The following is a 15020-nucleotide window of genomic DNA, read 5'->3' as shown; positions in this document are numbered from 1 at the left end:
CCAGTCTGGGGCTGCTGTCGTTCATTTTTACTCTTTTTTCGCTGGAACTGACTCGATTCGGGACGCTGCTCGCGCCCCTGTGGTTCCCCTCCGCGCTGATGATGGTGGCCTTCTACCGCCATGCCGGAAAAATGTGGCCGGGCATTGCTTTCACCTGCTCGTGCGGGAGCGTTCTGGCCACGGCCTGCCTGCTCTCTCCCCACGACATTAACCTGTGGTATACCGCCATCAATATTGTTGAGGCGGTAACCGGGGCGATGCTGCTGCGCAAACTGCTGCCCTGGTATAACCCGTTACAGAATCTGAACGACTGGGTGCGTCTTGCTATCGGCAGCGCGGTGCTGCCCCCGCTGGTGGGCGGCGTGCTGGTCTGCCTGCTGCCGGGCCACGACTTGCTACTGCAAACCTTTCTGCTGTGGGTGGTGTCAGAAGCGATCGGCGCGCTGGCGCTGGTGCCCATCGGTCTGCTGTTTAAACCCCATTATCTGCTGCGCCACCGTAACCCGCAGCTGCTGATTGAAACCCTCCTCACCCTGGGGGTGACCCTCTTTTTAAGCTGGCTGGCCTTAACCTGGCTGCCCTGGCCTTTTACCGCGGTGATTGTGCTGCTGATGTGGAGCGCCATTCGCCTGCCGCGCATGGAGGCGTTCCTGATCTTTTTGGTCACCGTGATGATGGTCTCCTGGCTAATGGCGGCGAACCCGCTGGCGGAAACCCAGCCTAAAGCGGGCGCAATGCTGAACGCGCCGTGGCTACCGTTTTTAATGATGTTGCTGCCCGCCAATATTATGACCATGGTGATGTACGCTTTTCGCGCCGAGCGTAAGCACATCAGCGAAAGCGAGGAGCGTTTTCGTAACGCCATGGAATATTCCGCCATCGGCATGGCGCTGGTCGGAACCGAAGGCCAGTGGCTGCAGGTGAATAAAGCGCTGTGTCAGTTTCTCGGCTACAGCCAGGACGAGCTGCGTTTGATGACCTTCCAGCAGCTGACCTGGCCTGAGGATCTGAATAAAGATATCGAACAGCTTGATCAGCTGGTACGCGGCGACATTAACAACTACTCGCTGGAGAAGCGCTATTACACCCGTAATGGCGACCTGGTCTGGGCGCTGCTGGCAGTGTCGGTGGTGCGCTTTCCGGACGGTTCGCCGCGCTATTTTATTGCCCAGGTCGAAGACATTAACGATCTCAAGCAGACCGAGTGGGTCAATAAGCGGCTGATGGAGCGAATAACGCTGGCGAACGAAGCCGGGGGCATTGGCATCTGGGAGTGGGAGCTGGAGCCGGACATTATCAGCTGGGACAAACGCATGTTCGAGCTGTATGAAGTCCCTTCGCACGTTAAACCCACCTGGCAGCTCTGGTATGAGCGCATCCTGCCGGAAGATCGCGCCGAAACGGAGCGCATTATTCGTGACTCGCTGATGGCCCGCATTGCCTTTAAGCTGGAATTCCGTATCCGGGTAAAAGAAGGCATTCGCCATATTCGCACGCTGGCGAATCGGGTGCTTAACCGCAACGGCGAAGTCGAGCGGCTGCTCGGGGTCAATATGGATATGACCGAGGTGAAACAGCTTAACGAAGCGCTGTATCAGGAAAAAGAGCGGCTGCATATTACCCTTGATTCCATTGGCGAAGCGGTGCTCTGCACCGACGTCGACATGAACGTCACCTTTATGAACCCGGTGGCGGAGAAGATGAGCGGCTGGTCGCAGGAGCAGGCGCTGGGGCAACCGTTGCTGACAGTACTGCGTATCACCTTTGGCGATAACGGCCCGGCAATGGAGAATATTCACAGCGGCGACATGTCCCGCTCGGCGATAGAGCAGGACGTGGTGCTGCACTGCCGCGCCGGGGGCAGCTATGACATTCATTACAGCGTCACGCCGCTGAGCACCCTCGACGGGCAGAATATCGGCTCGGTGCTGGTGATTCAGGACGTGACTGAATCGCGCAAAATGCTGCGTCAGCTCAGCTACAGCGCCTCGCACGATGCCCTCACCCATCTGGCGAACCGCGTCAGCTTCGAAACCCATCTCAAACGGCTGCTGCAAACCGTGCAGGATCTCCACCAGCGGCACGCGCTGGTGTTTATCGACCTCGACCGCTTTAAGGCGGTTAACGATACCGCCGGTCACGCCGCCGGCGACGCCCTGCTGCGCGAAATCTCATCGCTCATGCTGAGTATGCTGCGCTCAACCGATATCCTTGCCCGCTTAGGGGGCGATGAATTCGGCCTGCTGCTGCCCGACTGCAACGTTGAGAGCGCCCGTTATATCGCCGGGCGCATCGTGCAGGCCATCAATGAATACCCCTTCATGTGGGAGGGTCGCCAGCACCGCATCGGCGCCAGCGCAGGGATCACCCTGATCGATGAGACTAATCATCAGGCCTCGGAAATCATGTCGCAGGCGGATATTGCCTGTTATGCCTCGAAGAATAATGGCCGTGGGGTGGTCACCGTGTACGAGCCGGAACAGGGACTGATGCAGCAGGAGCGCAGCATGATGTCGCTGGACGAGCAGTGGCGAATGATCAAAGACAATCACCTGATGATGATTGCCCGCGGCGTCGCCTCCCCTCGCGTGCCGGAGGCGTGCAATTTCTGGTTGCTAACCCTGCGGCTGTGGACCAGCGAAGGCGAGGTGATGGAAGAGCGGGCGTTTCGCGCCAGCCTTAACGAATCGGAGCTGATTCGCGCGCTCGACCGGCGGGTGTTCCACGAGTTTTTCCGCAACCATGCCACCGCCGTCGCCGCCAAAGGGCTTGGCGTCGCCCTGCCGCTCTCTTCCGCCGGGCTTGCCAGCGACAGGCTGGTGGATGAACTGCTGGAACTGCTGGAGCGCGGCCCGATGCCGGGGCGTCTGCTGCATCTGGTGATTAATGCCGACGTGCTAACGCGGGAAGGCAAAACCATTGTCGGCAACCTGAAAAAGCTGCGCCACGCCGGTTGCCGCATTATTCTCAGCCAGATTGGTCACGATCTGGAAATTTTCAACCACATCACGCCGCACACCGCTGACTATATCTTACTGGATTCAGAGCTGGTGAATAACGTGCACGGCAATCTGATGGACGAGATGATGGTGACCATTATTCAGGGCCACGCCCAGCGGCTGGGGCTGAAAAGCATCGCCGGGCCGACCAACCAGCCCCTGATGATGGATACCCTTTCCGGTATCGGCGTCGATCTTATCTATGGCGACACCATCTCTCAGGCGCAGCCGCTGGATTTGATGCTAAACACCAGCTATTTCGCCATTAACTGAGCTGCGGACTCCAGCCTTCGGTATACCAGATATGCAGCAGGGCATAAGAGCGCCAGGGCTGCCAGCGCCGGGCGTAATCCCGCGTTTGCGCGGGCGTCATGCCGGCAAACCGCTGCTTAATCAGGTAGTCATCCGCCAGAAAGATATCTTTCGCCTGCCAGCCGCGCAGGGCGAAATAGTTTGCCGTCCAGCGCCCGATGCCGGGAAACGTTTGTAGCGTTTTGACGCCCTGTTCGATATCTTGCGGCGCGCTAAGCGTAAAGCGCCCCGCCAGCGCGCTGTGGGCAAGATTAATCAGGGCTTCGGCCCGCTTAACCGGCATCCCCAGCGCTTTCAGTGCCATCGGGTCGGCATGGGCAAGCTGGTCAGCGCGCGGGAAGAGGACAACATCGTCATCCAGCCGCTCGCCGCAGAGCTGCGCCACCCGCGAGGCCAGCCTGGCCGCCATCGCCACGCTCACCAGTTGCCCCAGAATCGCCCGCACCGCCTGCTCAAACGGGTCCATGCAGCCAGGCAGGCGTAGCCCCGGCCGCGCCGCGCTCAGCGGGCCAAGCGCCTGGTTGACTATTTGCGGCGAACAGGCCAGATCGAACAGGTTCCCCAGCCGCGTCAGGCACGCGTCCGCCACCGGCAACAGCCCTTCGCTGAGGGTGACAGTCAGCGTGCAGGCCTCGGTATCCGGCACGGCGGTAATTATCCCCCGATGCGCCCCCAACGCAAAAGAGCGCCTGTAAGCCGTCTCGCTGACCACTTCCACCCCATCGGCGGCACGGTCGCGTAAAAATCCCAGCATCCACGCCCAGTCATAGGGCGGCTGCCAGCGCAGTATGTACATAGTTTCTCCTGTCGTTAGCCGCTAACAGCATAACCCCGTTAAGGATTTTCTGCCCTGCCTGCATATTCTGATTGTCGCCGCGCGCGCATTTCGCTAAAGTCGCCCCCCTTCTTCACTGGCATGGGGATAAACACGTGTTTGTAGGCTTTGATTATGGCACCGCCAACTGTTCCGTCGCGGTTATGCAGGACAATACGCCACGGCTGCTGACCATGGAAAACGGCAGTACCCTGCTGCCGTCGATGCTGTGCGCGCCAACGCGCGAGGCGGTCAGCGAATGGCTCTATCGTCACCATAATGTGGCGGCGACCGACAGCGAAACGCAGGCGTTGCTCCGCCGCGCGGTGAGCTTTAACCGCGAGGAAGATATTGACGTGCAGCCGCACAGCGTCCAGTTCGGTCTGGCTTCGCTGCGACAGTATGTTGAAGATCCGGAAGAGGTCTGGTTTGTTAAATCACCAAAATCGTTTCTTGGGGCAAGTGGCTTAAAGCCGCAGCAGATTGCGCTGTTTGAAGATCTGGTTTGCGCCATGATGCTGCATATACGCCAGCAGGCAGAAACTCAGCTGCCAACGGGGATCGACCAGGCGGTGATTGGCCGCCCGATTAACTTCCAGGGGCTGGGCGGCGAAGAGGCCAACGTACAGGCGCAGGGTATTCTGGCGCGCGCGGCCAAACGCGCCGGCTTTCACGAGGTGGTCTTTCAGTACGAGCCGGTTGCCGCCGGGCTGGACTTTGAGGCCACGCTGAGTGAAGAAAAGCGTGTCCTGGTGGTCGACATTGGCGGCGGCACCACCGACTGCTCTTTACTGCTGATGGGGCCGCAGTGGCACCACCGTCAGGATCGTGAAAGCAGTCTGCTGGGGCACAGCGGCTGCCGCGTGGGCGGTAACGATCTGGATATCGCGCTGGCCTTTAAAAACCTGATGCCGCTGCTGGGCATGGGCGGGCAGACTGAAAAAGGGATCGCCCTGCCCGTCCTGCCCTGGTGGAATGCGGTGGCGATAAACGATGTGCCGGCGCAGAGCGACTTTTACAGCGCGGCGAACGGGCGGCTGCTCCGGGATCTGGTGCGCGACGCCCGCGAGGCGGACAAAGTCGCGCGGCTGCTGAAAGTGTGGCAGCAGCGGCTCAGCTACCGGCTGGTTCGCGCCTCTGAGGAGAGTAAAATTGCCCTTTCCCAGGCGTCAACCACCCAGGCCGCGCTGCCGTTTATCAGCGAGACGCTGGCCGCGGACATTACCGCAGAAGGGCTGGAAGCGGCGATTAACCAGCCGCTGCTGCGCATTCTGGAGCAGGTGCAGCTGGCGCTGGATAATAGCGCCACTGTGCCAGAGGTGATTTATCTGACCGGCGGCAGCGCCCGCTCACCGGTGATAAAAAAGGCGCTGGCCGACGCCCTGCCCGGTATTCCCATTGCCGGCGGCGATGATTTCGGTTCGGTTACCGCAGGCCTTGCGCGCTGGGCGCAGGTAGTGTTTGGTTAAGGTGCCTGCAACATTAAAAACCCGCGCAGGGATGAAACATGCTGCGCGGGTTTTCTTTCACAATAAAAATATGTCGTTATTGCTGCTCTATTAGCCGCTTTGCGCCAGTCATTGCTCTTTTAACAGGAAGTATTAATAACCTTTGAATATAAAACTCCGCAACTCATAATTTATAAATATCATTTCTTCCGCACAATGATAATATCCCTCTGCAACTAGAGAGCTATTCAAATAAGATTCAAGGTCAATCCCGGATATGTCCGGCACAAACTCGCCGCCAAAACAACCTTAATAATCAATAAGAAATGATGACTTATTATAAGCCAGGCACGCTTTCATTTCATAAGCATGTATAAACCTGACTTTAGGAAATATCCTGTTAAAATATTTCTTTATTGCCCATTTCGTGCTATTTTCACAATCCTCATCGGCAGTAAACCATTCACAATGTTTATATAGACAGGGAATACCATAAAGGAATTTTATGAATACAAAAGGACTTCTCGTTTTCATCTGCTCTCTATTTTTATTCTGTATATCGACGCAGGCATTTTCCGCGTGCGCCTTTATTCAGAAAGAAGGAAATAAAACGACGGCGACAAAATCATTCACCATGCCAATTATAAATACCATTTCAGTGCCGCCCGATACGCCTGTTGGTAAAGAGATCTATCGGCAGAAGATTTCTCTATCCGGCCAGGGCCCAATGAGTATTAAATGTGATTCTGCGGGACTGTTTTATTTTAGCTACAAGTATCTGACAACGCCGATTACGCCCCCGACTTACAGCAACGAGGTGTACAATACGAATCTCCCCGGTATTGGCATTAAATTCGTTTCCGGACTACGGTCAGGCGATGCTTTCCCCGTAACCTATCCCAGTACCAATTGCACCGCAGCCTCAACAATTTGTAACTGGACCAATGGCTTCGCTGCCGCATCCTGGTTTTCCCTTATCAAAACAGCGAATAATGTTCCCGCAGGAAAAGTCTCCGCCAGCAGCCTCCCGTCTGTGATTTACTCGATTGGTCAAGCCGGGGCTATGGTAGATGTTTATAAAATCACTCTTTCAGGGGACATCCAAATCACTACCCCGACCTGTGATATTACTCTCGCCAGCCAGTCAATGACCGTTAATTTGGGCAGGCATGAAATGTCGACGTTCAACGGAAAAGGCGCGACCACCGACTGGAAAGATGCCAGCATCAATTTAAGTAACTGCGGGCAGTTTTTCGGCAATAGCCAGGGCGCGAATGTCATAGCAACGTTCAACGGTGATAACGTTAAAGTTACCATGCCGTACAGTAATTTCGTTACCGTGACGCTCACCTCGCTCAACGGGATTGAGGATGCGACAAAAGGCATAATGAAACTCGACGACAGCCCTAACCAGGCAACCGGTATAGGCATTCAGCTTTCAACCAGCGAAGACACGGCGGGTCTTGTCAATCTGACCCGCGGTTTCACTCAGGCCTTGCCCATGAATGGCGTACAGGAAGTGACTATTCCACTGTATGCGCGCTATATCCAAACCACGGACAGGGCAACCGCGGGTTTAGCCAACGGCCGCCTTGAGTACACTATTGCCTACCAGTGATGTTGCGGCGGCGCCACGCCGCCCCATTCAGACGATTCCAGGCCGTCTTTCATATTCTCTCCATTTTTCCGCCGTCTGCCCTCACTAAACTAGTATTATTTCTGGCAATGTTTCAGGATGAGATACGGATAACGATGAAAGGCAGAAAGAGTTCCCGTCTGGCGATAGCAGCTACGGTAATTGTGATTGCAGGCGCAGCCGCCCTCTGGTACGGGTTCAGCCATCATGATAAAGCACAGTCAACAGCGGCCAGCGGGCAAGCGTCCCGCCCCGGCGCGGCAGGCGGGCGTCACGGCATGCGCGGCGGCGCGCTTCCCCCTGTTCAGGCGGCAGCGGCAACCAAAGAGGCCGTGCCGCGCTATCTGACCGGTCTTGGCACCATTACCGCCGCTAACACCGTGACCGTACGCAGCCGGGTGGACGGCCAGCTGATGGCCATCCACTTCCAGGAAGGGCAGCAGGTGAAGGCAGGCGATCTGCTGGCGGAAATCGACCCCAGCCAGTTTAAGGTAGCGCTGGCCCAGGCGCAGGGGCAGCTGGCGAAAGACAGAGCCACCCTGGCGAATGCCCGGCGCGATCTGGCCCGCTATCAGCAGCTGGCGAAAACCAACCTGGTATCGCGCCAGGAGCTGGATGCCCAGCAGGCGCTGGTCAGCGAAACGCAGGGGACGATTACCGCGGATGAAGCCGCGGTCGCCAGCGCGCAGTTACAGCTCGACTGGAGCCGCATCACTGCCCCTGTCGATGGCCGCGTGGGGCTAAAACAGGTGGACATTGGCAACCAGATCTCCAGCGGCGACACCAGCGGCATTGTCGTGCTTACCCAGACTCACCCCATCGATCTCATCTTCACCCTGCCGGAAAATGAGATTGCCACCATCGTGCAGGCGCAGAAAGCGGGCCAGACGCTGAGCGTTGAAGCCTGGGATCGCACCAACAAACAGAAGCTCAGTACCGGCACGCTGTTGAGCCTGGATAACCAGATTGATGCCACCACCGGCACCATTAAACTCAAGGCGCGCTTCACCAACGAAGACGACGCCCTGTTCCCCAACCAGTTTGTTAACGCGCGGATGCTGGTCTCAACCCAGCAGGATGCGGTGGTGATCCCTGCCGCGGCGCTGCAGATGGGTAACGAAGGCCACTTCGTGTGGGTACTGAATGACAAAAATCAGGTTAGCAAACATACCGTGACCACCGGCATTCAGGATAGCCAGAAGGTGGTGATTGCCGCCGGGCTTTCTGCGGGCGACCGGGTAGTCACCGACGGTATCGACCGGCTGACCGAAGGGGCGAAAGTCGAAGTGGTTGAGGCGCAAAACGCTGACGCCATGCCCGCGAAGCGGGAACGCCCGGCGAAAGGAGCGCAGTCCTGATGCACGTGCTTCCGCCAGGCCGCACCGGCGGCCCGTCGCGCCTGTTCATTATGCGCCCGGTCGCCACCACCCTGCTGATGGTGGCTATTCTGCTCGCCGGGATTATCGGCTATCGCTTCCTGCCGGTTTCAGCGCTGCCGGAAGTGGACTACCCGACCATTCAGGTGGTCACCCTCTACCCTGGCGCCAGCCCGGACGTGGTGACCTCAGCCATTACCGCCCCGCTGGAGCGCCAGTTCGGGCAGATGTCCGGCCTGAAACAGATGTCCTCGCAAAGCTCCGGCGGCGCGTCGGTGGTGACGTTGCAATTCCAGCTCACCCTGCCGCTGGATGTCGCCGAGCAGGAGGTGCAGGCCGCCATTAACGCCGCCAACAGCCTGCTGCCGTCCGACCTGCCTAACCCGCCGGTCTACAGCAAAGTGAACCCCGCCGACCCGCCCATTATGACGCTCGCCGTCACCTCTTCCGCCATGCCGATGACCCAGGTGGAAGATATGGTGGAAACCCGCGTGGCGCAGAAAATTTCCCAGGTCTCCGGCGTCGGATTGGTGACGCTCTCCGGCGGCCAGCGCCCTGCGGTGCGGGTGAAGCTCAACGCCCAGGCGATCGCCGGGCTGGGGCTTGATAGCGAAACCATTCGTACCGCCATCAGCAATGCCAACGTCAACTCGGCAAAAGGCTCGCTGGACGGCCCGACCCGCGCGGTGACGCTCTCCGCTAACGATCAGATGCAGTCGGTAGAGGAGTACCGCCAGCTGATTGTCGCCTACCAGAACGGCGCGGCGGTACGCCTTGGGGATGTGGCGACCGTCGAACAGGGGGCGGAAAACAGCTGGCTTGGAGCGTGGGCCAACAGGCAGCAGGCGATTGTGATGAACGTCCAGCGCCAGCCGGGGGCCAATATTATCGACACCGCCGACAGCATCCGCGCCATGCTGCCGCAGCTGACCGAAAGCCTGCCGAAATCGGTCAAAGTTGAGGTGCTATCGGATCGCACCACCAATATTCGCGCCTCGGTCAGCGATACCCAGTTTGAGTTGATGCTGGCGATAGCGCTGGTGGTGATGATTATCTACCTGTTTCTGCGCAATATTCCAGCTACCATCATCCCCGGCGTGGCGGTGCCGCTGTCGCTGGTGGGCACCTTCGCAGTGATGGTATTTCTCGATTTTTCCATCAACAACCTGACGCTAATGGCGCTGACCATCGCTACCGGGTTCGTGGTGGACGACGCCATTGTGGTTATCGAAAACATCTCCCGCTATATCGAAAAAGGCGAAAAGCCGCTGGCCGCCGCGCTGAAAGGGGCGGGCGAAATCGGCTTCACCATTATCTCCCTGACCTTCTCGCTGATTGCGGTGCTGATCCCGCTGCTGTTTATGGGGGATATCGTTGGCCGCCTGTTCCGGGAGTTTGCGGTGACGCTGGCGGTGGCGATTTTGATCTCCGCCGTGGTGTCGCTGACGCTGACGCCGATGATGTGCGCCCGTATGCTCAGCGCCGAATCGTTGCGCAAACAGAACCGCTTCTCCCGCGCGTCGGAGCGTTTTTTTGAGCGGGTGATTGCCGGTTATGGCCGCCTGCTGGCGAAAGTGCTGAACCACCCGTGGCTGACCCTCGGCGTCGCCATCGGTACGCTGCTGCTGTCGGTGCTGCTGTGGGTGGTTATCCCGAAAGGGTTCTTCCCGGTGCAGGATAACGGCATTATTCAGGGCACGCTGCAGGCACCGCAGTCGGCCTCCTTCGCCAGCATGACCGGGCGGCAGGAACAGGTGGCGAACATCATTCTGAAAGACCCGGCGGTGCAGAGCCTCACCACCTTTGTGGGCGTCGACGGCACCAACCCGGCGCTGAACAGCGCCCGCCTGCAGATCAACCTCAAGCCCCTGGATGACCGCGACGATCGCGTGCAGACGGTGATTGAGCGCCTGCAACAGGCGGTGGCGAAAGTGCCGGGGGCGGTTATCTATCTGCAGCCGACCCAGGATCTGACTATCGATACCACCGTCAGCCGCACGCAGTACCAGTTCACGCTGCAGGCCACGTCTCTGGATGCCCTCAGTACCTGGGTGCCGAAGCTGATGGCGAATCTGCAGGCGCTGCCGCAGCTGGCGGACGTCAGCAGCGACTGGCAGGACAAAGGACTGGCGGCGTATGTCAACGTCGACCGCGACAGCGCCAGCCGTCTGGGCATCAGCATGACCGATGTGGATAACGCGCTCTATAACGCCTTTGGGCAACGGCTGATCTCAACCATCTATACCCAGGCGAACCAGTACCGCGTGGTGCTGGAGCATAATACGGCGCAGACGCCGGGGCTGGCGGCGCTGGATACCATCCGCCTGACCAGCAGCGACGGCGGCATGGTGCCGCTCAGCGCCATTGCCAAAATCGAGCAGCGTTTCGCGCCCCTGTCGATAAACCATCTCGATCAGTTCCCCTCCACCACCATCTCGTTTAACGTGGCGGACGGTTACTCTCTTGGGGACGCGGTGCAGTCGATCCTCGACAGTGAAAAGACGCTGAATTTCCCGGCGGATATTACCACCCAGTTCCAGGGGAGCACGCTGGCCTTCCAGGCCGCGCTCGGCAGCACCGTCTGGCTGATCGTGGCCGCGGTGGTGGCGATGTATATCGTGCTCGGCGTGCTGTATGAAAGTTTTATCCATCCGGTGACCATTCTTTCGACCCTGCCCACCGCCGGGGTGGGCGCGCTGCTGGCGCTGCTGGTTTCCGGCAGCGAGCTGGACGTGATCGCCATCATCGGCATTATCCTGCTGATCGGCATCGTCAAGAAAAACGCCATCATGATGATTGACTTCGCGCTGGCCGCCGAACGGGAAGAGGGCATGAACCCGCGTGACGCTATCTTCCAGGCCTGCCTGCTGCGTTTTCGCCCGATTCTGATGACCACGCTGGCGGCGCTGCTCGGCGCGCTGCCGCTGATGCTGAGCACCGGGGTCGGGGCTGAACTGCGTCGTCCGCTGGGGATCGGCATGGTGGGCGGTCTGCTGGTAAGCCAGGTGCTCACACTGTTCACCACGCCGGTTATCTACCTGCTGTTTGACCGGCTCGGGCATCATCTGCGCCGCCGATTTCCGCAGCGTGAAGAGGAGGCGTAAGTGAAGTTTTTCGCCCTCTTCATTTACCGCCCGGTGGCGACGATCCTGATATCAATCGCTATCACCCTGTGCGGGGTACTCGGCTTCCGGCTGTTGCCGGTCGCCCCCCTGCCGCAGGTGGATTTTCCGGTGATTATGGTCAGCGCCTCTCTGCCGGGGGCGTCGCCGGAGACGATGGCCTCATCAGTGGCGACGCCGCTGGAACGCTCGCTGGGGCGCATTGCCGGGGTCAACGAAATGACCTCCAGCAGCTCGCTCGGCAGCACCCGCATTATTCTGGAGTTTAATTTTAATCGTGATATCAACGGCGCGGCGCGCGATGTGCAAGCGGCGCTGAACGCCGCGCAAAGCCTGCTGCCGAGCGGCATGCCGAGCCGTCCGACCTACCGTAAGGCTAACCCGTCGGATGCGCCAATCATGATTCTAACCCTCACCTCGGATACCTATTCGCAGGGGGAGCTGTACGATTTCGCCTCTACCCAACTGGCGCAGACCATCGCGCAGATCGATGGCGTGGGGGATGTGGACGTGGGCGGCAGTTCCCTGCCTGCGGTGCGCGTGGGGCTGAATCCGCAGGCGCTGTTTAACCAGGGCGTGTCGCTGGACGCGGTGCGCAGCGCCATCAGCAACGCCAACGTGCGCAGGCCGCAGGGGGCGATTGAGGACGGCAACCGCCGCTGGCAGGTGCAGACCAATGACGAGCTGAAAACCGCCGCCGAATACCAGCCGCTGATTATCCACTATAACAACGGCGCGGCGGTGCGCTTAAGCGATGTCGCCACCGTCACCGACTCGGTGCAGGACCTGCGCAACGCCGGGATGACCAACGCCAAACCGGCCATCCTGCTGATGATCCGTAAGCTGCCGGAAGCCAACATCATCCAGACCGTCGACAGCATCCGCGCGCGGCTGCCTGAACTGCAAAGCACCATTCCTGCCGCTATCGATCTGCAAATCGCCCAGGACCGCTCCCCGACCATTCGCGCTTCGCTGGAGGAGGTGGAGCAGACGCTGGTGATTTCGGTGGCGCTGGTGATCCTGGTGGTGTTCCTGTTTTTACGCTCCGGGCGGGCAACGTTGATCCCGGCGGTCGCGGTGCCGGTGTCGCTAATAGGCACCTTCGCCGCCATGTACCTGTGCGGCTTTAGCCTCAACAACCTGTCGCTGATGGCGCTGACTATCGCCACCGGTTTTGTGGTGGATGATGCCATCGTGGTGCTGGAGAATATCTCCCGCCATCTGGAAGCGGGAATGAAACCGCTGCAGGCGGCGCTGCAGGGCACCCGGGAGGTGGGCTTCACCGTCCTCTCCATGAGCCTGTCGCTGGTGGCGGTGTTCCTGCCGCTGCTGCTGATGGCGGGCCTGCCGGGGCGTCTGCTGCGCGAGTTCGCGGTTACGCTGTCGGTAGCTATCGGTATTTCGCTGCTGATCTCCCTGACCCTGACGCCAATGATGTGCGGCTGGCTGCTAAAAAGCAGCAAGCCCAAAACGCCAACCCGCAATAAGGGGGTGGGCCGCCTGCTGGTGGGGCTGCAACAAGCCTATGGCCGCTCGCTTAAGTGGGTGCTAAAACATACCCGGCTGGTAGGGGTGGTGCTTATCGGCACTATCGCGCTGAATATCTGGCTCTATATCTCCATTCCGAAGACCTTCTTCCCGGAGCAGGACACCGGCGTGCTGATGGGGGGGATTCAGGCGGACCAGAGCATCTCTTTCCAGGCGATGCGCGTAAAGCTACAGGATTTTATGAAAATTATCCGCGACGACCCCGCCGTAGATAACGTTACCGGCTTTACCGGCGGCTCCAGGGTGAACAGCGGGATGATGTTTATCACCCTCAAGCCCCGCGACCAGCGCCACGAAACCGCCCAGCAGGTGATTGACCGCCTGCGCGGCAAGCTGGCGAAAGAGCCGGGGGCAAGCCTGTTTTTGATGGCGGTGCAGGATATCCGCGTCGGCGGGCGACAGTCTAACGCCAGCTACCAGTTCGCCCTCCTCTCCGACGATCTCAGCGCGCTGCGCGAGTGGGAGCCGAAAATCCGCAAGGCGCTGGCCGCGCTGCCGGAGCTGGCGGACGTCAACTCCGACCAGCAGGACAACGGCGCGGAGATGAACCTTGTCTATGACCGCGAGAGCATGTCCCGTCTGGGTATTAGCGTGCAGGATGCCAACAGCCTGCTTAATAACGCCTTCGGCCAGCGGCAGATCTCCACCATCTACCAACCCCTGAACCAGTATAAAGTGGTGATGGAAGTCGACCGGCGCTACACCCAGGACGTCAGCGCGCTGGATAAGATGTTTGTCATTAATAGCGAAGACAAGCCGATTCCGCTGTCGTATTTTGCCCGCTGGCAGCCCGCTAACGCCCCGCTGTCGGTGAATCACCAGGGGTTGTCCGCCGCCTCGACTATCGCTTTTAACCTGCCGACCGGCGTCTCGCTTTCGCAGGCGAGCGATGCCATCAACCGGGCGATGACGCAGCTTGGGGTGCCGTCAACGGTGCGCGGCAGCTTTGCCGGAACGGCGCAGGTTTTTCAGGAGACGATGAACTCGCAGGTGATTCTGATTCTGGCGGCTATCGCCACGGTCTATATCGTGCTGGGTATTCTCTATGAAAGCTACGTGCACCCGCTGACTATTCTCTCCACCCTCCCCTCGGCGGGGGTGGGGGCGCTGCTGGCGCTGGAACTGTTCGGCGCGCCGTTCAGCCTGATTGCCCTGATTGGCATTATGCTATTGATAGGGATTGTGAAAAAGAACGCCATCATGATGGTAGATTTCGCCCTTGAGGCCCAGCGCTCCGGGAACTTACGCCCGGAAGAGGCCATTTTTCAGGCCTGTCTGCTGCGTTTTCGCCCGATTATGATGACCACGCTGGCGGCGCTGTTTGGCGCGCTGCCGCTGGTTATCTCCGGCGGGGACGGCTCAGAGCTGCGCCAGCCGCTGGGCATTACCATTGTCGGCGGGCTGGTAATGAGCCAGTTGCTGACGCTGTACACCACGCCGGTGGTCTACCTGTTTTTTGACGGCCTGCGCCTGCGCTTTGCGCGCCAACGTGGAGAACCTGTAAAAGAGTGACTGAACTACCCCAAAACGTACGCTGGCAGCTGTGGATTGTCGCCTTCGGCTTTTTTATGCAGTCGCTGGACACCACGATTGTCAACACCGCCCTGCCTTCCATGGCGGCAAGCCTGGGTGAAAGCCCGCTGCACATGCATATGGTCATCGTCTCCTATGTGCTGACGGTGGCGGTGATGCTGCCCGCCAGCGGCTGGCTGGCGGATCGCGTTGGGGTACGCAATATCTTCTTCACCGCCATTGTGCTCTTTAC

The 15020-nt window shown here is 59.3% G+C and carries 8 protein-coding genes; 7 read left to right on the top strand and 1 reads right to left on the bottom strand.

All coding sequences use genetic code 11. The annotated features are described in order from the left end of the window. A partial coding sequence (locus ENTHG_RS02470; RefSeq protein WP_044173117.1) for a diguanylate cyclase occupies window positions 1-3272 on the top strand: 3272 nt, incomplete at its 5' end. Here the strand turns inward: ENTHG_RS02470 and alkA are convergent. Beyond that, window positions 3265-4107, bottom strand: coding sequence for a DNA-3-methyladenine glycosylase 2 (alkA, locus tag ENTHG_RS02465; RefSeq protein WP_044173115.1), 843 nt, complete (start codon window positions 4105-4107; stop codon window positions 3265-3267). The two genes, ENTHG_RS02470 and alkA, sit on opposite strands and share 8 nt — an antisense overlap. Before the next feature lie 134 nt (window positions 4108-4241). On the opposite strand from alkA, the gene yegD reads away from it, so the two are divergent. From yegD to ENTHG_RS02435, 6 genes are all read left to right on the top strand, one after another. Beyond that, the gene (yegD, locus tag ENTHG_RS02460) at window positions 4242-5594 is read left to right on the top strand and encodes a molecular chaperone (protein ID WP_044178896.1); all 1353 of its coding nucleotides are present in this window, start codon (window positions 4242-4244) and stop codon (window positions 5592-5594) included. A gap of 484 nt (window positions 5595-6078) precedes the next feature. Next, window positions 6079-7191, top strand: coding sequence for a fimbrial protein (locus ENTHG_RS02455; RefSeq protein WP_044173113.1), 1113 nt, complete (start codon window positions 6079-6081; stop codon window positions 7189-7191). A gap of 134 nt (window positions 7192-7325) precedes the next feature. Then, on the top strand, window positions 7326-8567 hold the full coding sequence (locus ENTHG_RS02450; RefSeq protein WP_044173111.1) for an MdtA/MuxA family multidrug efflux RND transporter periplasmic adaptor subunit: 1242 nt from the start codon (window positions 7326-7328) through the stop codon (window positions 8565-8567). After that, the gene (locus tag ENTHG_RS02445; protein ID WP_044173108.1) at window positions 8567-11689 is read left to right on the top strand and encodes an MdtB/MuxB family multidrug efflux RND transporter permease subunit; all 3123 of its coding nucleotides are present in this window, start codon (window positions 8567-8569) and stop codon (window positions 11687-11689) included. Before ENTHG_RS02450 ends, ENTHG_RS02445 begins: the two co-directional genes overlap by 1 nt. Continuing rightward, entirely contained in the window at window positions 11690-14767 is a 3078-nt protein-coding gene (gene mdtC / locus ENTHG_RS02440) for a multidrug efflux RND transporter permease subunit MdtC (RefSeq protein WP_044173106.1), read from the top strand. After that, window positions 14764-15020 (top strand): MFS transporter (locus ENTHG_RS02435; protein WP_044173104.1); only part of this gene is annotated, 257 nt, incomplete at its 3' end. The genes mdtC and ENTHG_RS02435, both read left to right, overlap by 4 nt.

The organism is Phytobacter massiliensis JC163 (assembly GCF_000321045.1).
Lineage (GTDB): Bacteria > Pseudomonadota > Gammaproteobacteria > Enterobacterales > Enterobacteriaceae > Phytobacter_A > Phytobacter_A massiliensis.
This window is presented reverse-complemented; position numbering and strand designations above follow the sequence as displayed.